Source organism: Microcoleus sp. N9_B4 (assembly GCF_036701635.1).
GTDB lineage: Bacteria > Cyanobacteriota > Cyanobacteriia > Cyanobacteriales > Microcoleaceae > Microcoleus.
Genome location: NZ_JAUBRC010000017.1, coordinates 109,346 through 133,241, shown reverse-complemented (window position 1 = coordinate 133,241; position 23,896 = coordinate 109,346). Strand labels below are relative to the sequence as shown.

Sequence of the window (23,896 nt, the reverse complement as noted above, 5' to 3'; positions counted from 1 at the left end):
CTGTCGAAATTGTGTAAGTAACTCTTTCACCTGGTGCTGCTGCCGCAGTCCCGCTTTTGGTGGTCACTAGGTCGGCAAGAGCATCAACAATTGTAGTTGAGACTTGAGAGATGGGTTGAGAACTATTGTTGTTAGCTAGATTTGGATCAAAAGTGCTGGAGGTACTATAGGCAGTGTTAGTTAAGGCAGCACCGCCTGTTGCCGGAACTCTTGCGGTGATGGTGCGGGTTTCGCTAGCACCGTTAGCCAGAGTCGGAATCGCCGGCCAGATGACCGTCCTCGTTGTGGGATTGAAACTACCGTTGTTGTCAGTGCTGACGAAAGTTAAGCCCTCTGGGAGCGGATCTTGAATCAGGACGCTTTCGGCGCTGTTGGGCCCGTTATTTGTGGAGGTAATCGTATAGGTAATGGTGCTATTGGGTATGGCATAGAGCGGGCCTTTTTTAACAATGGAAACGTCGGCTTGGAGTGTAGGCGGATCTATACTTTGGACGACGACATTGTTAACTTCGTGAATGTTTGTGTTTCCCCCTGTCGAAGCAGCAAAGCCAAATTTAAAAGTAGGTGGCACTGCTCCGTTTACGCTTTCCAAATTTGGTATGTCGAGCAGTGTTTCGCCCGCATCAAATGTGCCGTTGCTGTTCAAGTCTAAGGCAACTGTCAGACGGTTAGGTGTTGCTGATGTAGTCGGGAATAAGGTAATTTGGACGGATCTTTTAGCTTCAGCGCGAATGCTTGTATCTTTATTGTCTATGCCAATGGAAACGCCGGTCAAAGTGTTACTTAAAAGACTAGAACCTAAAAATTTATAGTTTTCGGTTGGGATTATGCTTTCCCTGCCTCTAAGTCCTACTGCATCAGGTAGCTTGTCTGGAGTGTTCGAGCTGCCGCCCTGTTTTCCAGCAATAGTGCTAGAATAATTGCCAAACTCGTCTAATCCGACACCTAAATAACCTCCTACAATACCCGGTGAATTTGAATTAGTATTCTGAGCATAGCCGAGAGAGCCGCCAAATCCTCCCGCTTTTGTTGGCGTAGCTGTTCCGTCAATGAGGAAAAAACTAATGCCATCCGCACCATCGGTGGCACCATTCACATCGGGGACATTACCTCTGTTATAGGCAAAGAAATCAAAGGTAACTCTCAGACCCTCAGTGGCGGAGATGGGGTTGTTGTAGATGACAAAAGCTGATTGTCCAAAGGCGTTTGATGTTAATCTCAAAGTACCAAATCCGGGTGGATCGCCAGTCCCTAAAGCAGGAATAACGCCGCTGGGGTTGACTGTACTACCTGCGGTTAAGCCTGGGTTAGCTGTAGTGGGGTTGCCAACTCCATATATCCAAGGCCCGATTACGGTTGAATTTTTAAATTCTTCAGCCGCTAAGGTAGCCAGGAGTGATTTATAGCCTTCTAGGACTTCTTTTTCAAAGGCTATTTCGGTATTTATTTGTCCTGTAGTAATTTCTAATTCCCAGTCGCCACCTAGTGCTGCACTACCAGTTAAATTATTGGAAGCTGCAACATTTGCTCCTGTTATTTGGCTGAGTTTTTGTATGAATTTTAGACCTGATTCCCCGGCGCCTGTGTTGCAACTTAACAGCAGAATACTACCTGTTTCGTTGAGAGCTTTACCCCACTGCTGCAATTGGCTGGAATAGGTTTCTATATTGTGAATATTGAGTTCTGCCCGGCCGATTTCTACTGATGCTGATGCGCCGTGAGCAACTATTTGAATGCTGTTGAGGCTGTGCCGCGAGGCGGCAATTTCGGCAATTTGTTCGATTCCATCCCGGGTTTTATCGAGCAGGATTACTTCTGTGTCGCTTTTCACTCCCCTGAGCAACTGTTGGTAGTTTTCTACATTTGAATCCACAATCGCTAGATTTATTCGGAGAGCGGACTCTGCTTTATGCCTAGTTTGTCTCAAGATTTTAGTCTCCATATTGGTAGATTTCCGTGTTTGTGCTGCTGACAAATTTGACAGATTTGGGATGGTTTTCATTTTTGGTTAATTTGGTTGCTAAATCTAAGCTACCCCGTTTCATAGATGACGATAAACTTTCAACTATAAAGTTTTAACCATTATTTTTTTTACAACATATAATAGTTGTCTATATTTGTTATTTGTGATGTTAGTCAATCATTAGACAGGATTTACTGCGATCGCCCTTGGATGTCCTGATGCGACAGATCGCTGCCAATCATAACATGAATAAGGGGTCACAGCCTTCATATTAGCCAAAACCCTCTATTTTTGGGAAAAATGATATCAGGTCTAACGTTAGTTATATGGTAAATTACTTACCCTTTGGTCAGAACAAGGGGTCAGACCCCTCATACCGCTGTTCTGAGTCTGGTGACATCGAGGCTGGCTCAGACAGCTTGAACCGTAAATATACTGAAAATATTAATTTCCTAAAAATTGGCAGATTTTGACTTTGAGGTGCGATCGCTCTTAAAAGTTGAGAGTACCGTATTTCTAGAGATTTATACTTATACTAATTGGGTGTGCAGTAAACTCACAGCCATGTAATAATAGCAACTTAACGCTACAAAAGTTAACACAAAAAGTTGACAAATTATATATGTTAATACCAGGATTGCGGTGACAAAAAAGAACGATCGCCCTTGAATACAAAAAGAACGATCGCCCTTTACACCCTCTTTATATCTAAATCATCAAACTGCGTCGATCGCACCCCCAAACGCGGCTTGCTAAGCGTCAATATCGAGTTCGCGCACTAAAAAAGCCCATTCATCAGCCAATTCTTCAATCACTTTAGCAGTAGGTTTGCCGCCCCCGTGTCCCGCTTTAGTTTCAATGCGAATTAACACTGGTTTTTCTCCGGCGTGGGTTTCTTGCAAAGCAGAAGCAAACTTGAAACTGTGGGCCGGAACCACGCGATCGTCGTGATCGGCAGTTGTAATCATTGTCGCCGGATAAGCCGTTCCCGGTTTGAGATTGTGCAGGGGAGAATAGCCGTAAATTGTCGGAAATTCCTCGGCATTTTCGGGAGAACCGTATTCCGAAGTCCAGGCCCAACCAATGGTAAACTTGTGGAATCGCAGCATATCCATAACGCCGACTGCGGGCAATGCCGCGCCGAACAATTCCGGCCGCTGAGTCATGCAAGCCCCTACTAATAAACCGCCGTTGCTACCACCTGCGATCGCCAATTTGGCAGGTTTGGTGTATTTGTTTTCGATCAACCATTCAGCGCCAGTTATAAAGTCATCAAACACGTTTTGCTTGTTCAACTTTTTGCCTGCTTCGTGCCATGATTCGCCGTACTCGCCGCCGCCCCGCAAACAGGCGATCGCATAAACTCCACCCATCTCCAGCCACACTATCCTGCTAACAGAAAAACTCGGAGTTAGCGAGATACCAAAACCACCGTATCCGTAAAGATAAGTGGGGTTGTTGCCATCAAACTGCAAGCCTTTTTTGTGGGTAATAAACATGGGTACTTGCGTACCGTCTTTGCTTGGGTAAAATACTTGTTTAGTCTCGTAATCTTCGGGATTAAAATCGACCTTTGGTTGGCGGTAAATTGTGCTTTCACCTGTCACCATATTGTAGTGATAGATGATGTTAGGTGCAGTGAAACTGGTGTAAGCATAAAAAGTGTCGGTATCGTGCCGCTTGCCGCTGAATCCTCCCGCCGAACCGATTCCGGGCAAGGCAACTTCTCGCACGAAACAGCCATCTAAGTTGAAAATTTTAATCTGGGTGTAGGCGTCTTTCAAGTAGGAAGCGACAAATTGATTGTTCAGGAGGCCTATGCCTTCGAGAGTTTCTGCTGCTTCGGGGATAATTTCTGTGAACCCCCCCTGAATCCCCCCCTTACCAAGGGGGGGCGACGGGGGGGTTTCATCACAACCAAGGGATGAGGGAGGTGGGTTGTTGGTGTCGATCGCAATTACGCGGCCCAACGGTGCATTCAAGTTTGTTTGAAACCAGAAAATAGAGCCATCATTGTCGATGAAACTGTACTCAGCCTCGAATTCGCTAATCAGTTCTACAACGGTTGATTCCGGTGCAGTTAAATCCTTGTAGAAAACCAAGTTTTTGGTTTCAGTTCCTTGCCAAACTGAGATAATCAAGTATTTGCCATCTTCTGTGACGCCGCCGCTAAATCCCCACTCTTTTTGGTCGGGTCGCTCGTAGATTAATACGTCTTCAGATTGCGGCGTACCGAGTTGGTGATAAAACAGTTTTTGGTAATAGTTAACTTCTTCGTGCTTGCTTTTTTCGTTGGGTTCGTCGTAGCGACTATAAAAAAAGCCTTTGCCATCGTGAGTCCAGGATGCCCCTGAGAATTTAATCCACTTTAAATGGTCTGATAAATCTTCGCCAGTTGCCACCTCACGGACTTTCCATTCCTGCCAGTCGGAACCAGAACTTGACAAACCGTAGGCCATGTATTTGCCATCTTCGCTGATAGCTACGCCACCCAGAGCAACGGTTCCATCTTCTGAGAGAGTGTTGGGGTCAATTAATACTTTGGGTTCGCTGTCGAGGGATGTTAATGTGTAGAGCACGGATTGATTTTGCAGGCCGTCATTCTTGTAGTAGAAATAGCGAGATCCTTCTTTGAAAGGTATGCCGTATTTCTCGTAATCCCAAAGTTGAGTCAGGCGCTGTTTGATTTTTTCCCGCGCCGGAATTTCGTTGAGGTAGGCAAAAGTGACTGCGTTTTGGGCTTCCACCCAAGCTTGGGTTTCCTCAGAGTCGGGATTTTCCAGCCACCTGTAGGGGTCGGGTACTTTGACGCCGTGGTAGTCGTCTGTTTGGTCGATTTTGCGGGTGGTGGGGTAGCTTAAAGGTCGATCGAATTGGGTCATGATTTTTTACTACTATCGGTAACTTTATCCAGTTTACCCTTTCGCAGCAGTGACAGGGGAGAGTCGCTCAATTGGGGATTTGAGATTTTATCCTAAATCTGGGTTAAATAAGTAACTCCACCTCAAAAAACAGAAGACTTAGATACCTGCATCCTTTAAAATATTGCGTGTAGAGCCATCCTAAATCATTTGTGAATTTCTTACTTCCTCCCCTTACCAAGGCGAGGGTTGGGGTGAGGGAAAAAATTACAACTCCTGCAATGATTGCTATATAGCAGAAAAGCTATCGCCCATAAATACCATTTTCAAATGAGATATAATTAATTTGGTTTTTTACGGAATAAAGTGCTTCCCAAGAATGACTAAATTTCCCCATGACCAGTTTGCCAAAGAATACCTAAGAGAGTTATTGTCACCTCTAGGAAAAGTAGAAACAAGTAAAGATGTTTCTGCTCAAGTTCGAGAAATTGATATCTGGTTTAAACCCACTTCTGTATCGCCTGAATACGTAGAAAATTTAGGTTTATTAGGTCAAATGACTGCGACTGTGGCTGCGATCGAACCATTTCGCAATGCCGTCAATACAGAGGATATCTTCAGTTGTGTTGTCAAACTTTTAAATACTAGGGCAGAATTACTGCGCCGATCTAATCGAGAAGAGCAACGTTTAGAATCTCAGCAATTACCCAGGTTGTGGATTCTGACTCCCACTGCTTCGGAGGCGTTGTTAAGCAGCTTTAATTTTATGATTCCACAAGAGTCAGAAGGTTGGGGGAGGGGGGTTTATTTTCTATCGGAAGTTTGGCGAGTAGGATTGATAGCTATTCACCAGCTACCGAATGTTCCAGAAACGATGTGGTTGCGGATTTTAGGTAAGGGTAAAGTACAGCAAGGGGCGATCGCAGAATTAACAAGATTGCCTGTTGATAGTCCCTTACGAGCTAGTACGCTAGAATTATTGTACAACCTGCAAGCGAATCTGCAAGTAAATTTAGCAGCTAGTGCCCCAGGAAATCAGGAAGATAAGGAGTTAGTTATGGCGCTCGTACCTCTGTTACAACAAAAAATAGATGAGGCTACACAACAAGGAAGAGAAGAAGGAAGAGAAGAAGGAAGAGAAGAAGCACAGCGGTTGATTTTGCAGAACTTTCTGCAAGTCAGATTTGGGGAGTTAGACGCTCAGACAATTGCCTTTTTTTCCTCTGTCTCGGCTTTACCTGTTGGTGAATTCACTATGTTGTTAGTGCAATTATCCACATTGCCAATCGCCCAAGCAGATAGGCAACAAGTACAAACTTTAATCGCCCAAAATGTCTTGAGAAAGCGCTTTGGTCAATTAGAAGTAAACACCGTCAATCTCATCCCAAATTTGCTCGCATTGTCTGCCGAAAACTTATCGCTATTGCTGTCACAACTGCCGGATTTGTCAATAGAAGAACTAATTGCTAGATTAGAAAACTCTTCCCTTTGAGTAAAAAAATAGCGATTAAGCTTGATGAAGTTCTTGTGGAAAGTAGGGGTTGGGCGTCCCGCCCGCCAGAAAACACAATTTAGATGCGGGACAACTTCTAACTAATCCAACTCCCTCCTTCCTTCCAAAGCACGAGCCAATGTAACTTCATCGGCATATTCCAAATCTCCCCCCATCGGCAAACCAAAAGCTATGCGCGTCACTAGGGTAAAAGGTTTTAATAAGTGACCGATATAAAGAGTAGTAGTTTCGCCTTCCACGCTGGGACTAATAGCAATAATTACTTCCTTAATCTTTTGCTGGCTGACGCGCCGGACTAACGGTTGAATGTTCAATTGTTCCGGCCCAATTCCATCCATCGGCGAGATAACGCCGCCAACAACGTGATATTTACCCATGTATTCCCGCGTTTTTTCTAAAGCGATTACGTCGCGGGATTCTGACACTACACAAATGGTATGACTGTCGCGGTTGGGATTGCGGCAAATTTCGCAAACAGGGTCGGCAGATAAGTGAAAGCATACTTGACAGAAACCTACTTGCTGTTTGGCATCAATCAAAGATTTAGCTAGGGCTTGCACTTCTTCTTCCGGTCGCTTCAAAATATGTAAAGCTAAACGCTGGGCTGTTTTTGGGCCGACTCCGGGCAAGCGCTGCAATTGTTCGATTAAACGAGCTAAAGGTCGAGTGTACATTAAAAATTGGCGGTAATTGGTAATATCATTTCTGGTTGATTCGCGACAATATAATTTGTGCGATGTAGGGGCAGGTTTTACCAACCATCTATGTTTTAAACTAAGTATATCATAAACCCGCCCCGCCCATACACTGAGGAATATTGACTAATTCATCCTCCACTAATTTTAGCTTTGTAGCCTAACTTTGTGATAATTTCTAGCAGCTTTTGCTTGTGTTCGCCTTGAATTTCGATTTCATTATCTTTGACTGTGCCGCCCGTACCGCATTGGGCTTTTAGCTGCTTGGCTAAAGTTGCTAATGTTTCGGGTTTTTCGTGAAAGCCGCTGATGACTGTAACTGTTTTGCCACCGCGTCCTTTTCGGGATGCTTCGATTTTGAGGTTTTGTTGATTGGGGGGAACTTCGGCAACTCCCCGTTGGAGGGCGGCGGAGTTGTCAACGTTGCCAAATTCGGAGTAAACTATTCGTTTGCCCTCGGTTGTTTTGCTGTCAGAATCTTTGCGTTTGGATGCTGCCATAGGTTAAGATGCTTGAACTTTTTTTAGTGGTATTTCTAGTTTGAGCGGATTGGGGTATGGTTGCGATCGCTCGGAATGCCATCTATCTTCTACTTATTGTATTAGCCCGTCAAGCGTTCAAGGAATTATAATGAAATTTGTTTGATCGCCTCAAGTCCACAACCGATTTGGTACGATCGACTTTGGTACGATCGACACCAAGCCTCTAGCTTACCCGCGAATCTAAAAAATCTAAAATCTAAAATCTAAAATCAAATGACAGTCACCCCCCTGCATCTCACCACCGAAACCAGCGCCCAACGCCCCGACTCCCTCGGCAGATTCGGCAAATTCGGCGGCAAATACGTCCCCGAAACCCTGATGCCGGCTTTGTTCGAGCTAGAAGCCGCTTTCCACAAATACCGCAGCGAACCGGAATTTCAACAGCAACTCCAACAATTGCTCAAAGATTATGTCGGCCGCCCCAGCCCTTTGTATTTTGCCGAACGCCTCACCGAACACTACGCTAAAGCAGACGGAACTGGCCCGCAAATTTACCTCAAACGCGAAGATTTAAACCACACCGGTGCTCACAAAATCAACAACGCTTTAGCTCAAGCATTGTTAGCAAAACGCATGGGCAAAAAGCGCGTAATTGCTGAAACTGGTGCCGGTCAACACGGCGTTGCTACTGCCACAGTTTGCGCTCGTTTCGGTATAGAATGCGTTGTCTACATGGGCGTTCACGACATGGAAAGACAGGCTTTAAATGTGTTTAGAATGCGCTTGATGGGTGCCGAAGTGCGGCCGGTGGCTGCTGGTACGGGAACGCTGAAAGATGCCACTTCCGAAGCGATTCGCGACTGGGTGACAAATGTCGAAACAACTCATTACATTCTCGGTTCCGTAGCGGGCCCGCATCCTTACCCGATGATGGTGCGCGATTTCCATGCGATAATCGGTGAAGAAACCCGCGCTCAGTGTCAGGAAAAGTGGGGGGGTTTGCCGGATATTTTATTAGCTTGCGTCGGCGGCGGTTCTAATGCAATGGGTCTTTTCCATGAGTTTGTCGGGGAAGAAACTGTCAGATTGATTGGTGTTGAAGCGGCGGGCGAAGGCGTGGAAACTGATAAACACGCTGCTACTTTGACTAAGGGAAGTGTGGGAGTTCTGCACGGGGCGATGAGTTATTTGCTGCAAGATAATGAAGGTCAAGTGATTGAGCCACATTCGATTAGTGCGGGTTTGGATTATCCGGGCGTGGGGCCGGAACACAGTTATTTGAAGGATGCGGGCAGGGCTGAATATTATAGCGTAACTGATGCAGAAGCACTGGGAGCATTTCAGCGGCTTTCACAGTTGGAGGGGATTATTCCGGCTTTGGAAACTGCTCACGCGATCGCCTATTTAGAGACTCTGTGCCCGCAGCTAACAGGCAATCCGCGCATTGTGCTTAACTGTTCCGGACGCGGCGACAAAGATGTGAACACTGTGGCGAAGGTTCTGAATATCTAGGTTAGCGGAATGGGGGGCGATCGCTCTGTAGGAATTTGTAACAATTAACTTTATTTCTCGTGTGATTTCATGTCCAAAGGTTTGATTTCGATTTGCTTGGGATTGTTGACAATCCTGCCTAAGTGTGACACCTCCATTCCTACGCGATCGCTGCCACAAACTCCCATGAATACTAATGTTGCTTCGAGTGCTATTACTGACTTAGAAAAAGCGGTTAACCAACAGATAAATCAATACCGAGCATCTAAAAAGTTGCCGCCGCTGAGTATCGATCCGCGAATTAGTCAGATAGCAAGAATTCACAGCGAAGATATGGCTAAGGGTAAAGTAAGTTTTAGCCACGATGGATTTGAGGGGCGGGCGGAAGCAATTACGATTCCTTATAAAAGTGTAGCTGAAAATCTTGCTTATAATTTTGGCTATAGCGACCCGGTACGCAATGCTGTTGAGGGTTGGATTAAAAGTGACGGCCACCGTAAGAATATGGAAGGTCAGTTTAATGTGACCGGTATTGGGATTGCCAAAAATGCCAAAGGCGAGTATTATTTTACTCAGCTTTTTGTTCGCAGCCGATAAATTGAAGGAAGGCACGACACTGATTCGGACACGGATACACGGATTAATTATCGAGTGTGACGTAGATGCTGAAGTTAGAAGGAAGAGGGAAGAGGGAAGAAGGCAGTCAACAGTCAACAGTCAACAGTCAACACTCAACACTCAACAGTCAACAGTCAACAGTCAAAAATTACTAATAATGGAATTTGCAGATTTTCAAGTGTGCGATCGTGATATTCCCGATTCTCTCTTATCTTATTATTTGACTGCTCCGGCGATCGCCGTTGATACGGAAACAATGGGTTTGCTACCTTGGCGCGATCGTTTGTGTTTGGTGCAGTTGTGCAATCCCGAAGGTAAAGTTGCAGTGGTGCGGATTGCCAAAGGCCAGACAGCAGCACCGAATTTAAAGAAGTTAATGGAAGCCGAAAATATTGAGAAAGTATTTCATTTTGCGCGCTTTGATATGGCAACAATGCGTTACAATTTAAGTATTGACATTGCACCAGTTTTCTGCACCAAGCTAGCTAGTAAACTTGCTAGAACTTACACCAACAGACACGGATTGAAAGAATTAATTCTAGAACTCGAAAAGGTAGAATTAAATAAAACATCTCAAAGTTCCGACTGGGGAAATGCGACTAATCTTTCTGACGATCAACTAAATTATGCTGCTAACGATGTCCGCTATTTGCTGAGCGCTAAACAAAAGTTGACTGCTATGTTGCAGCGAGAAGAACGCTGGGAAATTGCACAGCAATGTTTTCAGTGTTTGCCCGTTTTTGTGAGTTTGGATTTATTGCAGTACAAGGATGTTTTCGAGCACGGCTAATACCATTTTAGATTTTAGATTTTAGATTTTAGATTGGGAATGACTGATGAATACCAGGGTTGAGAACACGGGCATACAATTGCATTCTTTTTGGGAACTGGTATAGCCTTTCTCAGAAAGATGAGGTACTCATGGGCATAGGGCATAGGGCATAGGGCATAGGGCATAGGGCATAGGGCATACCTCACTTTTTTGAGAACCGCTATATAATCTTTTGTCACCTCGCAGAACTGCCATCAAATTGGTTGGTAGTGAAGACTTGAGTTATCATAAAACTCGCTCGGAATTTAGTCCTCACTACAAACGTAATTATTATTATTTGACCGAAAGCATTCAGGATACAAGCCCCCGGATTCATCCGTCCAGAAATAAAAAACCTGTATCCGATAAAGGAGCCCCGGAATTTATCCGTGGGGTCAATGCTTCAATCTAAAATCTAAAATCTAAAATCTAAAATCGATTGACCGAACTTGATGTGAGTTAAAAAAAATTCAAAACAGTCATCTATGGCTGATTAGGACTGCTCGATATTATGTTCGTGCAGCAAAGCTTCAATTTGGTCGTCAACATTTCTAATCACCTGTTCCAAAGCGGGCAACCCCTCTAAAGGCACAGGAGAAAGCCGAGTTCGAGCGCGAATTTGATTTACTTTCCGCTGCAATTCTTCGGCCAGCCGCAGCGCGTCGCGACTCAAAGTAGACAACTGCTGCTGCTGGTAAAACCTCAAAGCTGCCCCCCGCAAAACTTGCAGGGTGGCTTCTTCCTTGCCACCCACCGTCATTACCCGCAAGCGCAACAGCAAATGAGTGTTTTGATATATGCGCTCAACTTCGACTTGTTTGGGCTGTTCCACCGGGCCAGCAGGCATATCTGTCAGCCGCTTCAACTCGTCGATGACCTCTTGGAAAAGGACGATATCGATACCTTCGAGCATCGATTTCAAAACGCCATCTTGACTCCAAAGAATGCGACCTTGGGACTGGTGCCGCTCAAAAAACAAGCGCCCGATACCCTCTCGCAGCACTCTACCGAGCAATTCTTGCAGCAGTTGGGGCGCGGGCAAAGTTGCCAAAACTTCCACTCGGCTTGACAAGTGCAAGGCCTCGACATTCAAAACCGATAGCTGTGTCGGTGTCGGGGGAACCTCAGCGCCAGCAGATTGAAACCTCTCAGGAGCGGGCATCGAGGGTTCTGGCACAGGCAGCAGCGTTTCTGTTTTGGGGCCTGAAGTTGCTGATGCTGGATTTTTGGGTGTTGGGGCTGCGGCGGTTTCACTCTGGCTCGGTTCTCGGAGCTGGTTCCCGTGCAGCAAGTAAGCTGAGAGCATCGAGCGCTGAGTTTCCGACGCAATTGGCTCTGTTGTGACTGAGCAATTCATGTAAGCTAAAATCCGCTGCACGTAGTCCAAGGCGGAGTCATCTTGGGCATCGACTACGCCCAATTTAAACAGATTACCTTCTAGAGATAAAGGCAAAACTTGATAGTAAAGGCAAGCTTCAAAGGGGACAACTGTATCGATTAGGTGAAATATTCGATCGGAGTCCATTGTAGCTGCGGAGTCTGTTGAAGATGTATGTATCATTAGCTGCTCTGTAGTCGGAAGCGCGATCGAGCGCGACGCACCAACCTGATGCGAGAAAGTTCAATGCTGCAACTTCCTTGACGGAGGAATTGCTCTAACAACCGGAAGCTTTTATTAAATAAAAATCCTTAGTCCCAGTATTTTCTCCGTTCTGTATTGCAGCCTCAAATTTTACCAAAAGATTGACAACTAGATGATGACTGGCGCACTCTTGACCAACTATCATCGATCGCGGGAGATTGATTCCCGTGGCTGGCAACGACAGAATTATGTCTTTAATACGCCAGTATTACAGATGCACCCCAACCGATGATTTACGGGCAACCGCTTAATTTAGGATTGGTTAAAAAATCCTCAAAAGTCGATCGCGCTGATAGTATCTTATCCTACGCAGCAGCGATCGTCATTAATTCCCTTGCCCTTAACCTTCGACGGACGAGACGGAATTGCGGAGAGATTGAGCTGCTAAATAGAGTTTGCTCCACTCGCCGATGACTTGATTGGTTTTCAGCTTTAATTCAGATGCGATCGCCTCTACACTTTTCCCTGCTTTGAGCGATTCTAGCAACCGCCGCTGCACCGGCGTGAGGTTTTGTAAATATTGCTGCCACTGAGCGGGAGTCAAGCCCAAACTGTGTTCTTGGAGCGAAGTTTCCAGCCAGTTGGCGACTAATTCCGGTGCTTGTTTGACCGCAAAAACCCGAATCGCGTGGTAACTGACTTTTTCTCGCAAGCGGTAAATTTGCTTGATCGGAACCTTCAACTCCTCGGCAATTGCCTCTTGGGAACGGCCTTGCAGGTAAAGCCGCAGCCACTGAGAAGCCAGCGGATCGACTTCAGCGGCTAAATAATTCTCAAATTCTTGTTGGACAATCTGCCGCTGAGTTTGCTGCTCTTCCCAAGCTTGATTTTCTCGATACTCGGACATTGCCTGTTCGTCTAGCAGACTAAGCGGTTCGTCTGTATCGTCGGGTAGAACCTGTTCCGACACCAGCCGCACCCAGTCTCCCGCAGGCACTTGCGTCAACCCGCCCCGCTGGGAACGCCGCAGGTAGTTGACAAAACGGTACACCAACAGCGGCTGGTTGCGAATCGGCCGCAAGCAGTATTCTTCTGTGCTCGCTAGCAGCAAAGCATTTCGCAGGCGTCTGTCTGAGGTGCATTCGGCAATCCAGGCGACTTGCTGCTGCAGGTAGCGATCGGAATTGAGCATTTCCTGAATCACTTCTTGCAGTACCTCCACCGCACTCCGCTGTCTGTCGCGACTCAGGGAAACCCACGCTTGGATTTTTTGCCGGAGCACAACCAAACCGCCGAGCCGCCCGATCAAGTTGCGGTAAGCTTTTTCTGGCGGTACTCCCAGATACCGAGAAATCAAAATTCGATATAAAAAGTCGATCGCCCCAGAGGCGACAGACAATTGAGTTGGGCTAAGAGTGTCAAATCTTTCGGGCTTGTCTCCCAACAGCCAGCGGACAACACTCTCGCGAGTGCTAGAACTCTCCTGCGGGCAATCTTGTTCGAGTCGAGACTTCCAATCTTGTCCTAGTCTTTGGGCCAAGGTCATGGGCTGTCGAGAATATTGTCTTTCACCCCCGATTTTACGTGGTATCCTGGATTTTTGAGTATTTTTCAGATATACGATCACGCGATCGGATAAATTACCTTAAATTACCCTAAACAAAATTCCATTACGGTGCGATATGCCTAACTTTTTATTAGAACTCGGTACAGAAGAATTGCCCGCATCTTTTGTCTCAGGCAGCGCCCAGCAGTGGCAGCGACTGGTACCTGCAACGCTGGCAGAACAATCCTTGACAAATGACTCAATTAATGTATACGCTACTCCGAGGCGTTTGGCCGTTCTCGTGAAAGGACTGCCAGTTCAGCAATTAGACAGAGAAGAAGAGGTAAAAGGGCCGCCCGCGAGTTCGGCTTTTAAAGATGGCAAACCGACGAAAGCAGCCGAAGGTTTTGCGAAAAAGCAGGGCGTAGAAATTGATGCTTTAGAAGTTCGCGCTACCGATAAAGGCGATTTTGTGTTTGTGCTCAAAAAGATTCCGGGGCGGATGACAGCGGATATTTTGACAGAACTTGTGCCGCAGTGGATTAATAAGTTAGAAGGCAAAAGATTTATGCGGTGGGCAGACGGAGAGTTGAAGTTTCCGCGCCCGATTCGATCGATGGTGGCACTGTTGGATGATACTGTACTGCCAATTACATTGGTCAGCGGTTCGGATACAGTCAAGAGCGATCGAATTTCCCAAGGACACCGGGTGTTATACACCCCCCCTACACCTTCGGGGGGGGTCTCGATTCCCCAAGCCGAGGATTATGTCGAGTGTCTGCGGGCTGCTTGCGTAGAGGTCGATCGAACCCAGCGCAAAAATCAAATTAAAGCACAAGTAGAAGCCGCAGCGACAAAACAAGGCGGTTACGCCGACATTACCGAAGATTTGTTAGAAGAAGTCACCGACTTAGTAGAATGGCCGAACGCAGTTGTCGGCAAATTTGACGAGGAATTTTTGATATTGCCGCCGGAAGTAATCACCACAATTATTGTTACAAACCAGCGGTATTTTCCCATCCTCAAAAGCCCCGATTATCCAGAACTTCTGCCCTATTTCATTACAATTTCCAACGGTGATCCCGCTAAAGCCTCGATTATTGCCGCCGGTAACGAGCGAGTAGTGCGGGCGAGATTGGCAGACGGTCAGTTTTTCTACAAAGCAGACTTGGTAAAGCCTCTAGAGGATTATTTGCCCAAGTTGGCAACAGTTACTTTCCAGGAAGATTTGGGGACAGTGCGCGCAAAGGTCGATCGTCTGTGCAAGATTGCCAGCCTCATCACAAATCAACTGCAAATAACAGGCGAACAACAAGCTTATATAGCAAGAGCAGCCTTACTTTGCAAAGCCGACCTCGTAACCCAAATGGTTTACGAACTTCCCGAAATGCAAGGAATCATGGGGCAGAAATACGCCTTAGCAAGTGGCGAATCGGAAGAAGTAGCCACAGCGATTTTTGAACATTATTTGCCAAAAGGTGCGGGCGACAATTTACCCCAAACTCTGACAGGTCAAATTGTCGCAATAGCAGACAAATTAGATACTTTAGTCAGCATCTTCGGCTTGGGAATGTTGCCGACTGGTTCATCCGATCCGTTCGCTTTGCGTCGCGCAGCCAATGCAATAACTAACATTATTTGGGCGGCTCAGTTGCCAATCAATTTGCACAAGTTGCTCGCAGAAGTTGTTGCAGAATTTACGGCAGCGCGCCCCGAAACACCGGGGGAGTTGCTAGATCAGTTATACGAGTTTTTCTTACAAAGAATTCGGACTTTGTTGCAAGAAGAAAAGAATGTAGATTATGATTTGGTAAATGCAGTTTTGGGAGAAAACGACCCAGAATATACTGAACGAGCCTTGAGAGATTTGTTGGACGCACTGGAAAGAGCGCTTTTCTTGCAACAAATCCGCAATAATCAGACTTTGGATCTGATTTACGAAACAGTCAACCGTTCAACTCGTTTGGCTGCTCAAGGTGATTTCGATAAAGTAGAATTGGAACCGAAAACGGCTGTGAAACCAGATTTATTTCAAAAGTCGTCTGAACAAGCTTTTTACGATGCAGTCGTGCAGTTGGTGCCGCAAACGCTGCTATCCAAACAAACTCGGAATTACCAGCAGTTGGTAGATAGTTTGACTGAAATTGCTCCGACTGTCAGCAACTTTTTCGACGGGCCAGAAAGCGTTTTGGTGATGGATTCTGACCCGGAAATTAAGCAAAATCGGTTGAATTTACTGGGCTTGTTGCGGAATCACGCGCGGGTGTTGGCTGACTTTGGGGCGATCGTTAAAAGCTAAAATTGACAAGATTTGAGTCCGCCTGGGATTGAAAACCTCCGCTTCAGTCCGCCGGGGGTTGAAACCCCCGTCTCAAAGCGAAAGTCCTCGCTATGAGGACTGAAACCCACATACTAGACTTTTCAGTCAGTTTTAACTCATATGTTGCACCATTCTCAAATAGCCTTTTGTGAACAGGCTTTCCGGCCTGTTCCACAAGAAAATTTATCTTTTGTGGAACGGGCCGAAGAGCCCGTTCTTGACAATGGTGCAAGATCTCAGTTTTAACTGACTTTAGCTGTTAGACAGGGGTTTTCAACCCCTGGCGGGCCTTGGGAGGCAACGGGCGGGCCTGTAGGCAAACCAACTTGAGAAACGTACTTCTTAAAACTCTCGCTCAAAATAACATTAAAGCTTACCAATAAAACGAGTAAATCTATTATATTTTTTGCGAAACCGCGCGAGTCTCAGCAGAGTTCGATCGCTATCTTAAAAAATAAGCAAAATGGCCAATAGCCAAAAACCCATGCAAGGTTAAGATATAAACTTAGAAAACCAGGGAAGTTCGCTCCATCACACACACAACTTATGCCGATAGCTCATATCATTGGACTAGGAAAATCAGGAATTGCCGCCGCCAGACTGCTCAAACGCGAAGGATGGGAAGTAACGCTGAGCGATCGCTCATCTTCCCCAAGCTTGCTCGAACAGCAACAGGAATTCGCTAACGAAGGAATTCATGTGGAGTTAGGTAAATCTTTTGAACCAGTCGAATCTATAGAATTAATAGTAGTAAGTCCGGGCGTTCCCTGGGACAGTCCAGCATTAGTGCGCGCCAGAGAGTTAGGCATTGAAACAATCGGAGAAATGGCTCTCGCGTGGCGTTACCTCAAATCTCCTTGGGTGGGAATTACCGGCACTAACGGCAAAACTACTACTACTGCTTTAATTGCTGCTATTTTTGCAGAGGCCGGGCTTTACGCTCCCGCTTGCGGCAATATTGGCTATGCTGCGTGCGAATTAGCTTTAGCGGAAAAACAGCCGGATTGGGTAATTGCAGAAATTAGCAGTTATCAGATAGAATCCTCGCCGTTTGTAGCGCCGCGAATCGGAGTTTTGACGACTTTGACGCCGGATCACCTCAGCCGCCACAAAACTTTAGAAAATTACTACAACATTAAAGCGCATTTGCTGAAAAAGTCGGAATTGCAAGTAATCAACGGCGACGATCCTTGTTTGCGGCAACAAGGAGTTGACATTTGGCCGGATGCGTGTTGGACGAGTGTCAAAGGTGAAAAAGATTTGTTGGGAAATACAGATTTTGGAGCCTATATTCAAGATGGTTGGGTAATAGCTCAATGCGAGAAAATTCTGCCTGCTGATTCTTTGCGGATGGTGGGAGAACACAATTTGCAGAATTTGTTAATGGCGGTGGCGGCGGCTAATTTGGCGGGGATAGATAAAAGTGCGATCGCCCGGGCGATCGCTAAATTCCCCGGAGTTTCGCACCGCCTCGAACACATCTGCACTTGGGAAGGGATAGATTTCATCAACGACAGCAAAGCTACTAATTATGACGCCGCCCAAGTCGGGTTGGCTTCTGTCAGCGCACCGGCGATTTTAATTGCGGGCGGCGACGCCAAAGAAGGGGACGATCGCGCTTGGATTGATACAATCAAGGCGAAAGCTGCTGGGGTGTTGCTAATTGGGGATGCGGCAGGTATTTTTGCCGATCGGCTCGAACAAGCAAATTACAACGCTTGGGAAATAGTCGAAACAATGGAACGAGCGATCCCACGAGCAGCAGAATTAGGCAAACAAAATCATGCTAAAGTAGTGCTGCTTTCTCCAGCCTGTGCTAGCTTCGATCAATACCAAAACTTCGAGCAACGAGGCGATCATTTCCGCCAATTATGCCTCGAATCCCTGATTTAACGGACACCAATCGCGTAGGGGCGGGTTCACCAACAATTTATGCCTAAAACCAATAATCTCGTAAACCCGCCCCCACCCAACTGTCAATCACAATCTACCGCTTTCAAGATACAAGAGGCGGGTTCACCAACCTCTTTAATTGGCTAACCATAATCTTCATAAACCCCCCCCCGTCCATACTGTCTTCCAAATATCTTTAATTCTAGCCTGCTCTTCCCATTCTAGCTCCTGAAAAACTATCATTATCTCCTCATGAGTATAATCAATAATGATTGCCGCCAAATGAGCAGCGGTTTCCGCTTCCAGCATGGCTGTTTTTAACTTAGCCATTGCCTCTTTATCCATTAGCACTAAACTTTGAATATTGACCTCACTCTCATTTTAATTGTGTCTGCAACTGTCTTTTAATTTGGGCTGAAAATCAGCAATCTGATCACTATTTATTGTATCAGAATGCGACGAGGATATTTTATTTTTTTTGCTGCAAAGCTGAGAGAGCAATTTTTCATCAATCTCCAGAATCTTGCCTTCGGAAGTGACCTTTTTTTGCAACAAAGTTGCTATTTCCCTTTCCAGTTGGCGATTTCCTTGCTGAAAGAAATCTTGAGAGTTAGAACGAAACAAACCGCTATTGACTTGCTGAATTTGGCTAGGTGTCAGCGATTGAGCCGAGACAGCAGCCGGAAATCCCAAAGATGCTGCTAGCCACCAGCTAGAAATTATCTGTTTGAGAATGCTGTTCATCACTTTCGGGAGGATTTTTTACCTCAGTTGGTTTCTCGTTTTCTGACTCGCTTGCTAATTCATCTTCTCGTTCAAGTTTTTCTTGCCACTCGACAAGCTGCTGAAAAAGTTGCGGGTTAATTTCAAATACGGGTTTGTTGGTTTCTGACATATTTACTCCTAACATTTATTACATTTAACTGGTTTTAACTGGTTCCCAGGCAGAGCCTGGAAACGAGTAGAGAAACAATTATGTCGATCGGAATTTACGCTCAAACCTTCAGCAGCGACATAATTATGCCAGTTAAGGAACCACCAAGCAAAGCTAAAGTAGCTAAGGTACTAATGCCAAATCCTGCGGCTCTTTTTTCAGCAGCTTGATAGTAACCCCAAGCAAACAAGATGCGTCCAAATATCCAAACTGCGCCGATACCCGCGCCCCAAATTGGGCTAATAAATTGCGAGAACAGCCACAGCGAGGGCAAAAATAGAATTATTTGCTCTAAGGTATTTTGCTGAACTCGCACAACCCGCTCAAAGTCTGGGTTTCCTGTCATCTGCGGGGGAGAAACTTTGTATTTGAATCTAGCTCTGCCGACGTTGATGGTAACAAAGAAGTAGAGAATTAATGCTGAAACAGTAATTAGACTAGGCCAAAGTGTCGCGTTTGCTTCTGCGAGCATGATTCGGTATTATTGGGGTGGAGTAGATATCTTGATTATAAATCAATTATTGCCGATCGCGTCATTCATCGCCATCCAGTCATTCAAGGCAGGGGATGTGATTCAACTGCTGGGGATTAGTGGCGCGGTAATTCCTTTTGGCCTCCACGACATCCTCAAAAACTTGCTGGCTGGGATTTTGATTCTTTTGCTCGCACCGGCCGACGGATACATGCCCCCGACTCTTGTCGTGAGTAGCCCAAATTTTAGACTCTTATTCCACCTCCCAGATTCATCTGTGGAGTAAATTTAAAATCTATAATCTATAATCTATAATTTAAAATCTATAATCTATAATCTCTAATCTCTAATCTCTAATCTATAATCTCTAATCTCTAATCTCTAATCTAAAATCTCTAATCTAAAATCTAAAATCTAAAATCTAAAATCGACTGACTGCACCTGCATAGAGATATAAGCCCCCGACTTAAGGAGATTATGTTGATCGACAATATTCGAGACCGTCTTAAATATTTCACCAGGAGCAGGATTCCTCGAGAGCATCTAAAGCAAATACGAGTTGACTTGTTGGAAGAATCAACCCTAGATATTAACTATCTTGTCTTAATTCTCGGTTCCTGTATAATTGCCACCTTTGGACTGCTTGCCAACAGTGCAGCCGTCATTATCGGTGCTATGATCATTGCGCCTCTGATGTTGCCAATCCGAGGGTTAGCATTTGGAGCGGTAGAAGGTAACGTTATCATCTTCCGCAAAGGTTTAATTGCATTAGCAGTCGGGACGGTGCTAGCAATTTTTCTAGCTTGTTTTTTGGGCGCTTTGGTACAAATTCCCGACTTTGGGAGCGAAGTTTTAGCTCGTTCTAAACCTACATTACTAGACTTAGGAATTGCGATCGCCGCTGGGGGAATCAGTGGCTATGCGAAAGTTCAGCCCAAAGTTTCTGCTACTCTGGCGGGAACTGCGATCGCCGTGGCTCTCATGCCGCCAATTTGTGTGATAGGTTTAGGCTTGTCTCAAGCTAATTGGTCCCTCAGTTTGGGAGCAAGCCTCCTGTATCTTACTAATTTGCTGGGAATTACTCTCTCCTGTATGCTAACGTTTTTGATGGCCGGCTACACCCCCCTGCATCGCGCCCGTAAAGCCATCTTTTGGGCGCTAGCATTGACGGCTATACTTGTAATTCCTCTGGGCGTGAGTTTTGCGGAATTGATCGAGCAAGCGCAACTCGAAGCCAGTCTGAAGCGGGCGTTGCTTAACCGAACTATTACTTTTCAACGGGTGGAACTGATTGCAACTGATACTAACTGGTTGACGAAACCGCCGGAAGTGCGTCTGATTGTTCGCAGCAGCGAAGCTTTGACACCCAAACAGGTGCAGCTTTTAGAAGCATTTGTCGAAAAAGAAATGGGTCAACCATTTACCTTAATTTTTCAAGTGAGTCAAGTTGAAGAAGTGCGGCGATCGATGCTGAATAAGCCCCGCTCAAAACCGAAGCCTTAACTATTTTATTCCTAATTATATGACCCCAGAAGCTGTAATTAACCAAGTGACTATAGAGGGCAATCTGAAGCAATTTCTCTTAGTGCTATTAGTTTCCTTAAGTGTGGCGGTGCTGCCGCAAATATGGGGCTGGTTGCGCCAAATTCCCTACACGCTGCTTTTAGTAATTGTTGGGTTGGGTTTGGCTTTTATAGATGTGCGATTGGTGTCGCTCTCGCCAAAACTGATTCTGTTGATTTTTTTGCCACCTCTTTTGTTTGAAGCTGCTTGGAATTTGGAATGGCCTAAACTCCAGCGGGATTTAGTGCCGATCGCTCTTTATGCGGTTTTGGGTGTTGTTATTTCTGTTGCTGGCGTGGCTTTTGCTCTCAACCAAATAGCGGGAGTTTCTTTAGCGATCGCCCTGTTGGTAGGAGCTAGTATATCTGCTACAGATCCTGTTTCGGTAATTGCATTGTTCCGGGAACTGGGAGTTGAAAAACGCCTAGCTTTGCTGGTGGAGGGAGAGAGTTTATTTAATGATGGCATTGCTATTGTTGCCTTTAGTTTTTTGGTGGGATTCTCTCTAGGGACTGATGACGTTGGCATCCCAATTCTGATTGCGCGTTTCTTAGCTTTTGTGGGAATTGGGGTTGTTGTCGGCAGTTTGATCGGTTTTGGAGTTTCTTATCTGACTCAACCATTTGATTTACCTTTGGTGGAGCAATCGTTAACCTTAGTTTCAGCCTACGGCACTTATATAATTGTGGAGGAATTGGGTGGTTCTGGGGTGATTGGTGTGGTGGTGATGGGCTTGATATTTGGAAACTTCGGCTCTCGTATCGGTATGCAACCCAGTACCAGACTTGCGGTAACACAATTTTGGAATTTTTTGGCGTTTTTTGTAAATTCGATCATGTTCCTGCTGATTGGCGATCAGATAAGGTTTACTGATTTGGGAACGAATTTAGGAGTGATTGGCATAACTGTAGTGGCGATGTTTGTGACGCGAGCGATCGCTATTTTTGGTTTAGGATGGTTGAGCAATTGGTTAGGACACTCTGAAATTTCATTGCCCGATCAAACTGTAATTTGGTGGGGAGGATTACGAGGTTCTGTCTCGATTGCTTTAGCTTTGAGCGTACCCAATGTTCTGCCCGATCGACCAAAAATTATTGCGATCGTGTTTGGCGTAGTTTTATTTACGCTGCTAGTACAAGGTTTAACCACCAAGGCGCTGCTGGAAAAACTGGGGTTGTTGAACAACCAGGAGTTGCGTCAGCAGTATCTGGAGGCGATCGCCCAACGTGTTGCTCTCAACCGGGTTCTCAAGCATCTATCTGAAGAATCTGGCGATCGTAAAATCGAGCCTGAGTTTTCCAATCATCTCGTGAGTCAGCTTCAAGAAAAATTAAACTTGCTGCAAGCAGAAATCAATCAAATGTACGATCGATCTCCTGAACTGCGGCAGATGACTATCGACAAACTCGAAGGGGATTTGGAGGCAATAGAGGCTGATACTTATGCTGAATTTGTGCGATCGGGTCAATTGAAGGAACTGCCTATTTCGGTGTTGCAGCAATGTTTTAAAGAGCGGAATGAGACAATTGTTTCTTAATAGGATGTTTGTAGGGATAATCCCCGTGATTGTCCCGCTGATGTGGAAATTTTGCGTAAGTCATAAAACTCTCAATTTTCTTGTTTCTTATTAGATTCCGTGTTGGCAATCAAAAAAAGTCCGAATTGTTGAGGGGCGGACATGGTATAATTCCTGATATTGTAGGGTTCGTTAGCCTACGATATTTTGAATATGAGCTAGATCATAGAAAGATTTGGGAGAATCTGGCAAACTGAGAGTAAGGTTAAATAGGAGGTCAATTCAATGACCAATACTGCTCTCAATTTTAAGACTGCACCCGGACATGAAGTTCTGGCCGCGGCGGGTAAGAAAATGCTGCGGCCGGGGGGAAAACTTGCTACGGAACAGTTATTTGAATGGGCGGATTTTCAGCCAGGGGAGACTGTTTTGGAGTTGGCTGCTAGTTTTGGATATAGTTCGATCGCCCTTGTTGAACGTTTTGGCGTAAAAGTAGTGGGAGTTGAGAAAAATCCCGACAGTGTGGCCCGCGCTCGTGCTAATGTTGCAGCAGCGGGTTTGAGCGATCGAGTGGAAATTGTGGAAGGAGATATTTTTCACTTGGATCGGATTTCCCAACAGTTTGATTGGGTGTTGGCTGAAGCTATCCTGACAATGCAGTCGCCGTCGGGGAAAGCTAAAATTGTATCGGGAATTTGCGATCGGCTAAAACCAGGCGGCAAGTTTCTCTCTCACGAACTTTTAGCTAGAAACCGAGAATCAGAAATTCACAAAGCTTTATCAGAAGTGACTCGGGCTAATTCAACGCCTTTGTCTGAGTCTGGCTGGATTGCTGTTTGCCAAAACGCGGGTTTGCAAGTAGAAAAGTGTCAAACAGGGGCGATGGGTCTCCTAAATTTGTCGCGAATGCTGCAAGATGAAGGGCTTTTGGGTACTGTGCGGATTGTGTGGAATATATTAAGTCGATCGCAAATTCGCGATCGGATCTTAGCAATGCGTCGAGTTTTCCAGCATTACCAACAGGATCTAGGCTACATCGTTATCTCGGCCAAAAAACAATCTTAACCGAGTCAATTGATTTTCGATTTTCACTTTTCGATTGAAGAAAGTGAAGCCACTGATAAATTCGAGACTTGTGACCAAATTAATTAATTAATTGTCAAAAACTATGACTACTACTCTTTTACCGCTACAATCTTCAGCAATCCAACTCCGAGACGCAATTGAATATCCCGCCGCCGGAGTGCTGAACAAAATTTTAGTCAAAGACAAGAATTGTCAGTACAGTTTATTTTGTCTGGCTGCCGGAACGGAAATTTCGGAACACTCTTCGGCACGGAATGCCACAGTTAATGTCATAGAAGGAAAGGGTATTTTGACTTTGGAAGGCAAGGATATTGTTTTGGAACCAGGGGTATTTGTCTTCATGCCCGGTCAAGCTATTCACGCTTTGAAAGCCGAAGAAAATTTGGCGTTTATTTTGACACTTTCCGAGGCTAATTAATTTCCGCAATATTGCTGGGGGGGCGGGTTTAATCAACCATACTTGCCTAAAATCAATCATCTCATAAACCCGCCCAGATTCACAGATTGTGGGGGCGGTTTTATATAGTGAGTAGCAGTCAAATAGTGTTTT

21 protein-coding genes are annotated in these 23,896 nt (G+C 45.5%); 11 read left to right on the top strand and 10 right to left on the bottom strand.

Features of this window, described 5'->3' with window-relative positions:
* Together QUA43_RS13860 and QUA43_RS13855 are read right to left on the bottom strand one after the other, a co-directional pair.
* A partial coding sequence (locus QUA43_RS13860; RefSeq protein ID WP_333374618.1) for a DUF4347 domain-containing protein occupies positions 1 to 1,873 on the bottom strand: 1,873 nt, incomplete at its 3' end.
* Positions 1,874 to 2,715: 842 nt separating this feature from the next.
* Positions 2,716 to 4,845: a prolyl oligopeptidase family serine peptidase gene (locus tag QUA43_RS13855; RefSeq protein WP_333374616.1), complete on the bottom strand. Its 2,130-nt coding sequence runs from the start codon at positions 4,843 to 4,845 to the stop codon at positions 2,716 to 2,718.
* Positions 4,846 to 5,203: 358 nt separating this feature from the next.
* Between QUA43_RS13855 and QUA43_RS13850 the strand changes: the two genes are divergently transcribed.
* On the top strand, positions 5,204 to 6,316 hold the full coding sequence (locus QUA43_RS13850) for a flagellar assembly protein H (protein WP_333374615.1): 1,113 nt from the start codon (positions 5,204 to 5,206) through the stop codon (positions 6,314 to 6,316).
* Positions 6,317 to 6,417: 101 nt separating this feature from the next.
* On the opposite strand, the gene recR is transcribed toward QUA43_RS13850, so the two are convergent.
* Both recR and QUA43_RS13840 read right to left on the bottom strand, forming a co-directional pair.
* A complete protein-coding gene (gene recR, locus QUA43_RS13845; protein WP_333374613.1) occupies positions 6,418 to 7,011 on the bottom strand; it encodes a recombination mediator RecR in 594 nt (197 codons plus the stop codon).
* A gap of 152 nt (positions 7,012 to 7,163) precedes the next feature.
* On the bottom strand, positions 7,164 to 7,532 hold the full coding sequence (locus QUA43_RS13840) for a translation initiation factor (RefSeq protein WP_333374611.1): 369 nt from the start codon (positions 7,530 to 7,532) through the stop codon (positions 7,164 to 7,166).
* A gap of 255 nt (positions 7,533 to 7,787) precedes the next feature.
* On the opposite strand from QUA43_RS13840, the gene trpB reads away from it, so the two are divergent.
* The 3 genes from trpB to QUA43_RS13825 all read left to right on the top strand — a co-directional run bounded on the left by trpB (position 7,788) and on the right by QUA43_RS13825 (position 10,413).
* The gene (gene trpB / locus QUA43_RS13835) at positions 7,788 to 9,026 is read left to right on the top strand and encodes a tryptophan synthase subunit beta (protein ID WP_333374609.1); all 1,239 of its coding nucleotides are present in this window, start codon (positions 7,788 to 7,790) and stop codon (positions 9,024 to 9,026) included.
* A gap of 69 nt (positions 9,027 to 9,095) precedes the next feature.
* Positions 9,096 to 9,602, top strand: a complete 507-nt coding sequence (locus tag QUA43_RS13830) for a CAP domain-containing protein (RefSeq protein WP_333374608.1) — start codon at positions 9,096 to 9,098, stop codon at positions 9,600 to 9,602.
* 178 nt (positions 9,603 to 9,780) lie between these two features.
* Positions 9,781 to 10,413 carry a ribonuclease D gene (locus QUA43_RS13825; protein ID WP_333374628.1) on the top strand — a complete coding sequence of 211 codons (633 nt, stop codon included), beginning with the start codon at positions 9,781 to 9,783 and terminating at the stop codon, positions 10,411 to 10,413.
* A 514-nt stretch (positions 10,414 to 10,927) separates the two neighbouring features.
* On the opposite strand, the gene QUA43_RS13820 is transcribed toward QUA43_RS13825, so the two are convergent.
* Positions 10,928 to 11,995 carry a hypothetical protein gene (locus QUA43_RS13820; protein WP_333374606.1) on the bottom strand — a complete coding sequence of 356 codons (1,068 nt, stop codon included), beginning with the start codon at positions 11,993 to 11,995 and terminating at the stop codon, positions 10,928 to 10,930.
* Between the two features lie 421 nt (positions 11,996 to 12,416).
* Positions 12,417 to 13,562, bottom strand: a complete 1,146-nt coding sequence (locus QUA43_RS13815) for a HetZ-related protein 2 (RefSeq protein ID WP_333374604.1) — start codon at positions 13,560 to 13,562, stop codon at positions 12,417 to 12,419.
* Between the two features lie 136 nt (positions 13,563 to 13,698).
* On the opposite strand from QUA43_RS13815, the gene glyS reads away from it, so the two are divergent.
* Positions 13,699 to 15,861, top strand: coding sequence for a glycine--tRNA ligase subunit beta (gene glyS, locus QUA43_RS13810; protein WP_333374601.1), 2,163 nt, complete (start codon positions 13,699 to 13,701; stop codon positions 15,859 to 15,861).
* A gap of 567 nt (positions 15,862 to 16,428) precedes the next feature.
* Positions 16,429 to 17,775 carry a UDP-N-acetylmuramoyl-L-alanine--D-glutamate ligase gene (gene murD, locus QUA43_RS13805; RefSeq protein ID WP_333374599.1) on the top strand — a complete coding sequence of 449 codons (1,347 nt, stop codon included), beginning with the start codon at positions 16,429 to 16,431 and terminating at the stop codon, positions 17,773 to 17,775.
* 156 nt (positions 17,776 to 17,931) lie between these two features.
* Here the strand turns inward: murD and QUA43_RS13800 are convergent, their stop codons facing one another.
* The 4 genes from QUA43_RS13800 to QUA43_RS13785 form a co-directional block, all read right to left on the bottom strand.
* Positions 17,932 to 18,120 (bottom strand): hypothetical protein, encoded by a 189-nt coding sequence (locus tag QUA43_RS13800; protein WP_333374598.1) that lies wholly within the window; start codon positions 18,118 to 18,120, stop codon positions 17,932 to 17,934.
* A gap of 36 nt (positions 18,121 to 18,156) precedes the next feature.
* Positions 18,157 to 18,519: a hypothetical protein gene (locus QUA43_RS13795; RefSeq protein WP_333374597.1), complete on the bottom strand. Its 363-nt coding sequence runs from the start codon at positions 18,517 to 18,519 to the stop codon at positions 18,157 to 18,159.
* Positions 18,488 to 18,670 (bottom strand): hypothetical protein, encoded by a 183-nt coding sequence (locus tag QUA43_RS13790; protein ID WP_333374595.1) that lies wholly within the window; start codon positions 18,668 to 18,670, stop codon positions 18,488 to 18,490. Before QUA43_RS13790 ends, QUA43_RS13795 begins: the two co-directional genes overlap by 32 nt.
* Before the next feature lie 100 nt (positions 18,671 to 18,770).
* A complete protein-coding gene (locus tag QUA43_RS13785) occupies positions 18,771 to 19,181 on the bottom strand; it encodes an MAPEG family protein (protein ID WP_333374593.1) in 411 nt (136 codons plus the stop codon).
* A gap of 31 nt (positions 19,182 to 19,212) precedes the next feature.
* Here QUA43_RS13785 and QUA43_RS13780 point away from each other — a divergent pair, with 31 nt between their 5' ends.
* The 5 genes from QUA43_RS13780 (at position 19,213) to QUA43_RS13760 (ending at position 23,764) form a co-directional block, all read left to right on the top strand.
* Complete coding sequence (locus tag QUA43_RS13780) at positions 19,213 to 19,467, top strand: hypothetical protein (RefSeq protein ID WP_333374591.1); 255 nt, start codon at positions 19,213 to 19,215, stop codon at positions 19,465 to 19,467.
* Positions 19,468 to 19,748: 281 nt separating this feature from the next.
* Complete coding sequence (locus QUA43_RS13775; RefSeq protein ID WP_333374589.1) at positions 19,749 to 20,684, top strand: DUF389 domain-containing protein; 936 nt, start codon at positions 19,749 to 19,751, stop codon at positions 20,682 to 20,684.
* Positions 20,685 to 20,703: 19 nt separating this feature from the next.
* Positions 20,704 to 22,281, top strand: coding sequence for a sodium:proton antiporter (locus tag QUA43_RS13770; protein ID WP_333374588.1), 1,578 nt, complete (start codon positions 20,704 to 20,706; stop codon positions 22,279 to 22,281).
* Positions 22,282 to 22,545: 264 nt separating this feature from the next.
* Positions 22,546 to 23,325 carry a class I SAM-dependent methyltransferase gene (locus QUA43_RS13765; protein WP_333374586.1) on the top strand — a complete coding sequence of 260 codons (780 nt, stop codon included), beginning with the start codon at positions 22,546 to 22,548 and terminating at the stop codon, positions 23,323 to 23,325.
* Between the two features lie 103 nt (positions 23,326 to 23,428).
* Positions 23,429 to 23,764, top strand: coding sequence for a cupin domain-containing protein (locus QUA43_RS13760; RefSeq protein WP_333374584.1), 336 nt, complete (start codon positions 23,429 to 23,431; stop codon positions 23,762 to 23,764).
* Positions 23,765 to 23,896: the final 132 nt, after the last annotated feature.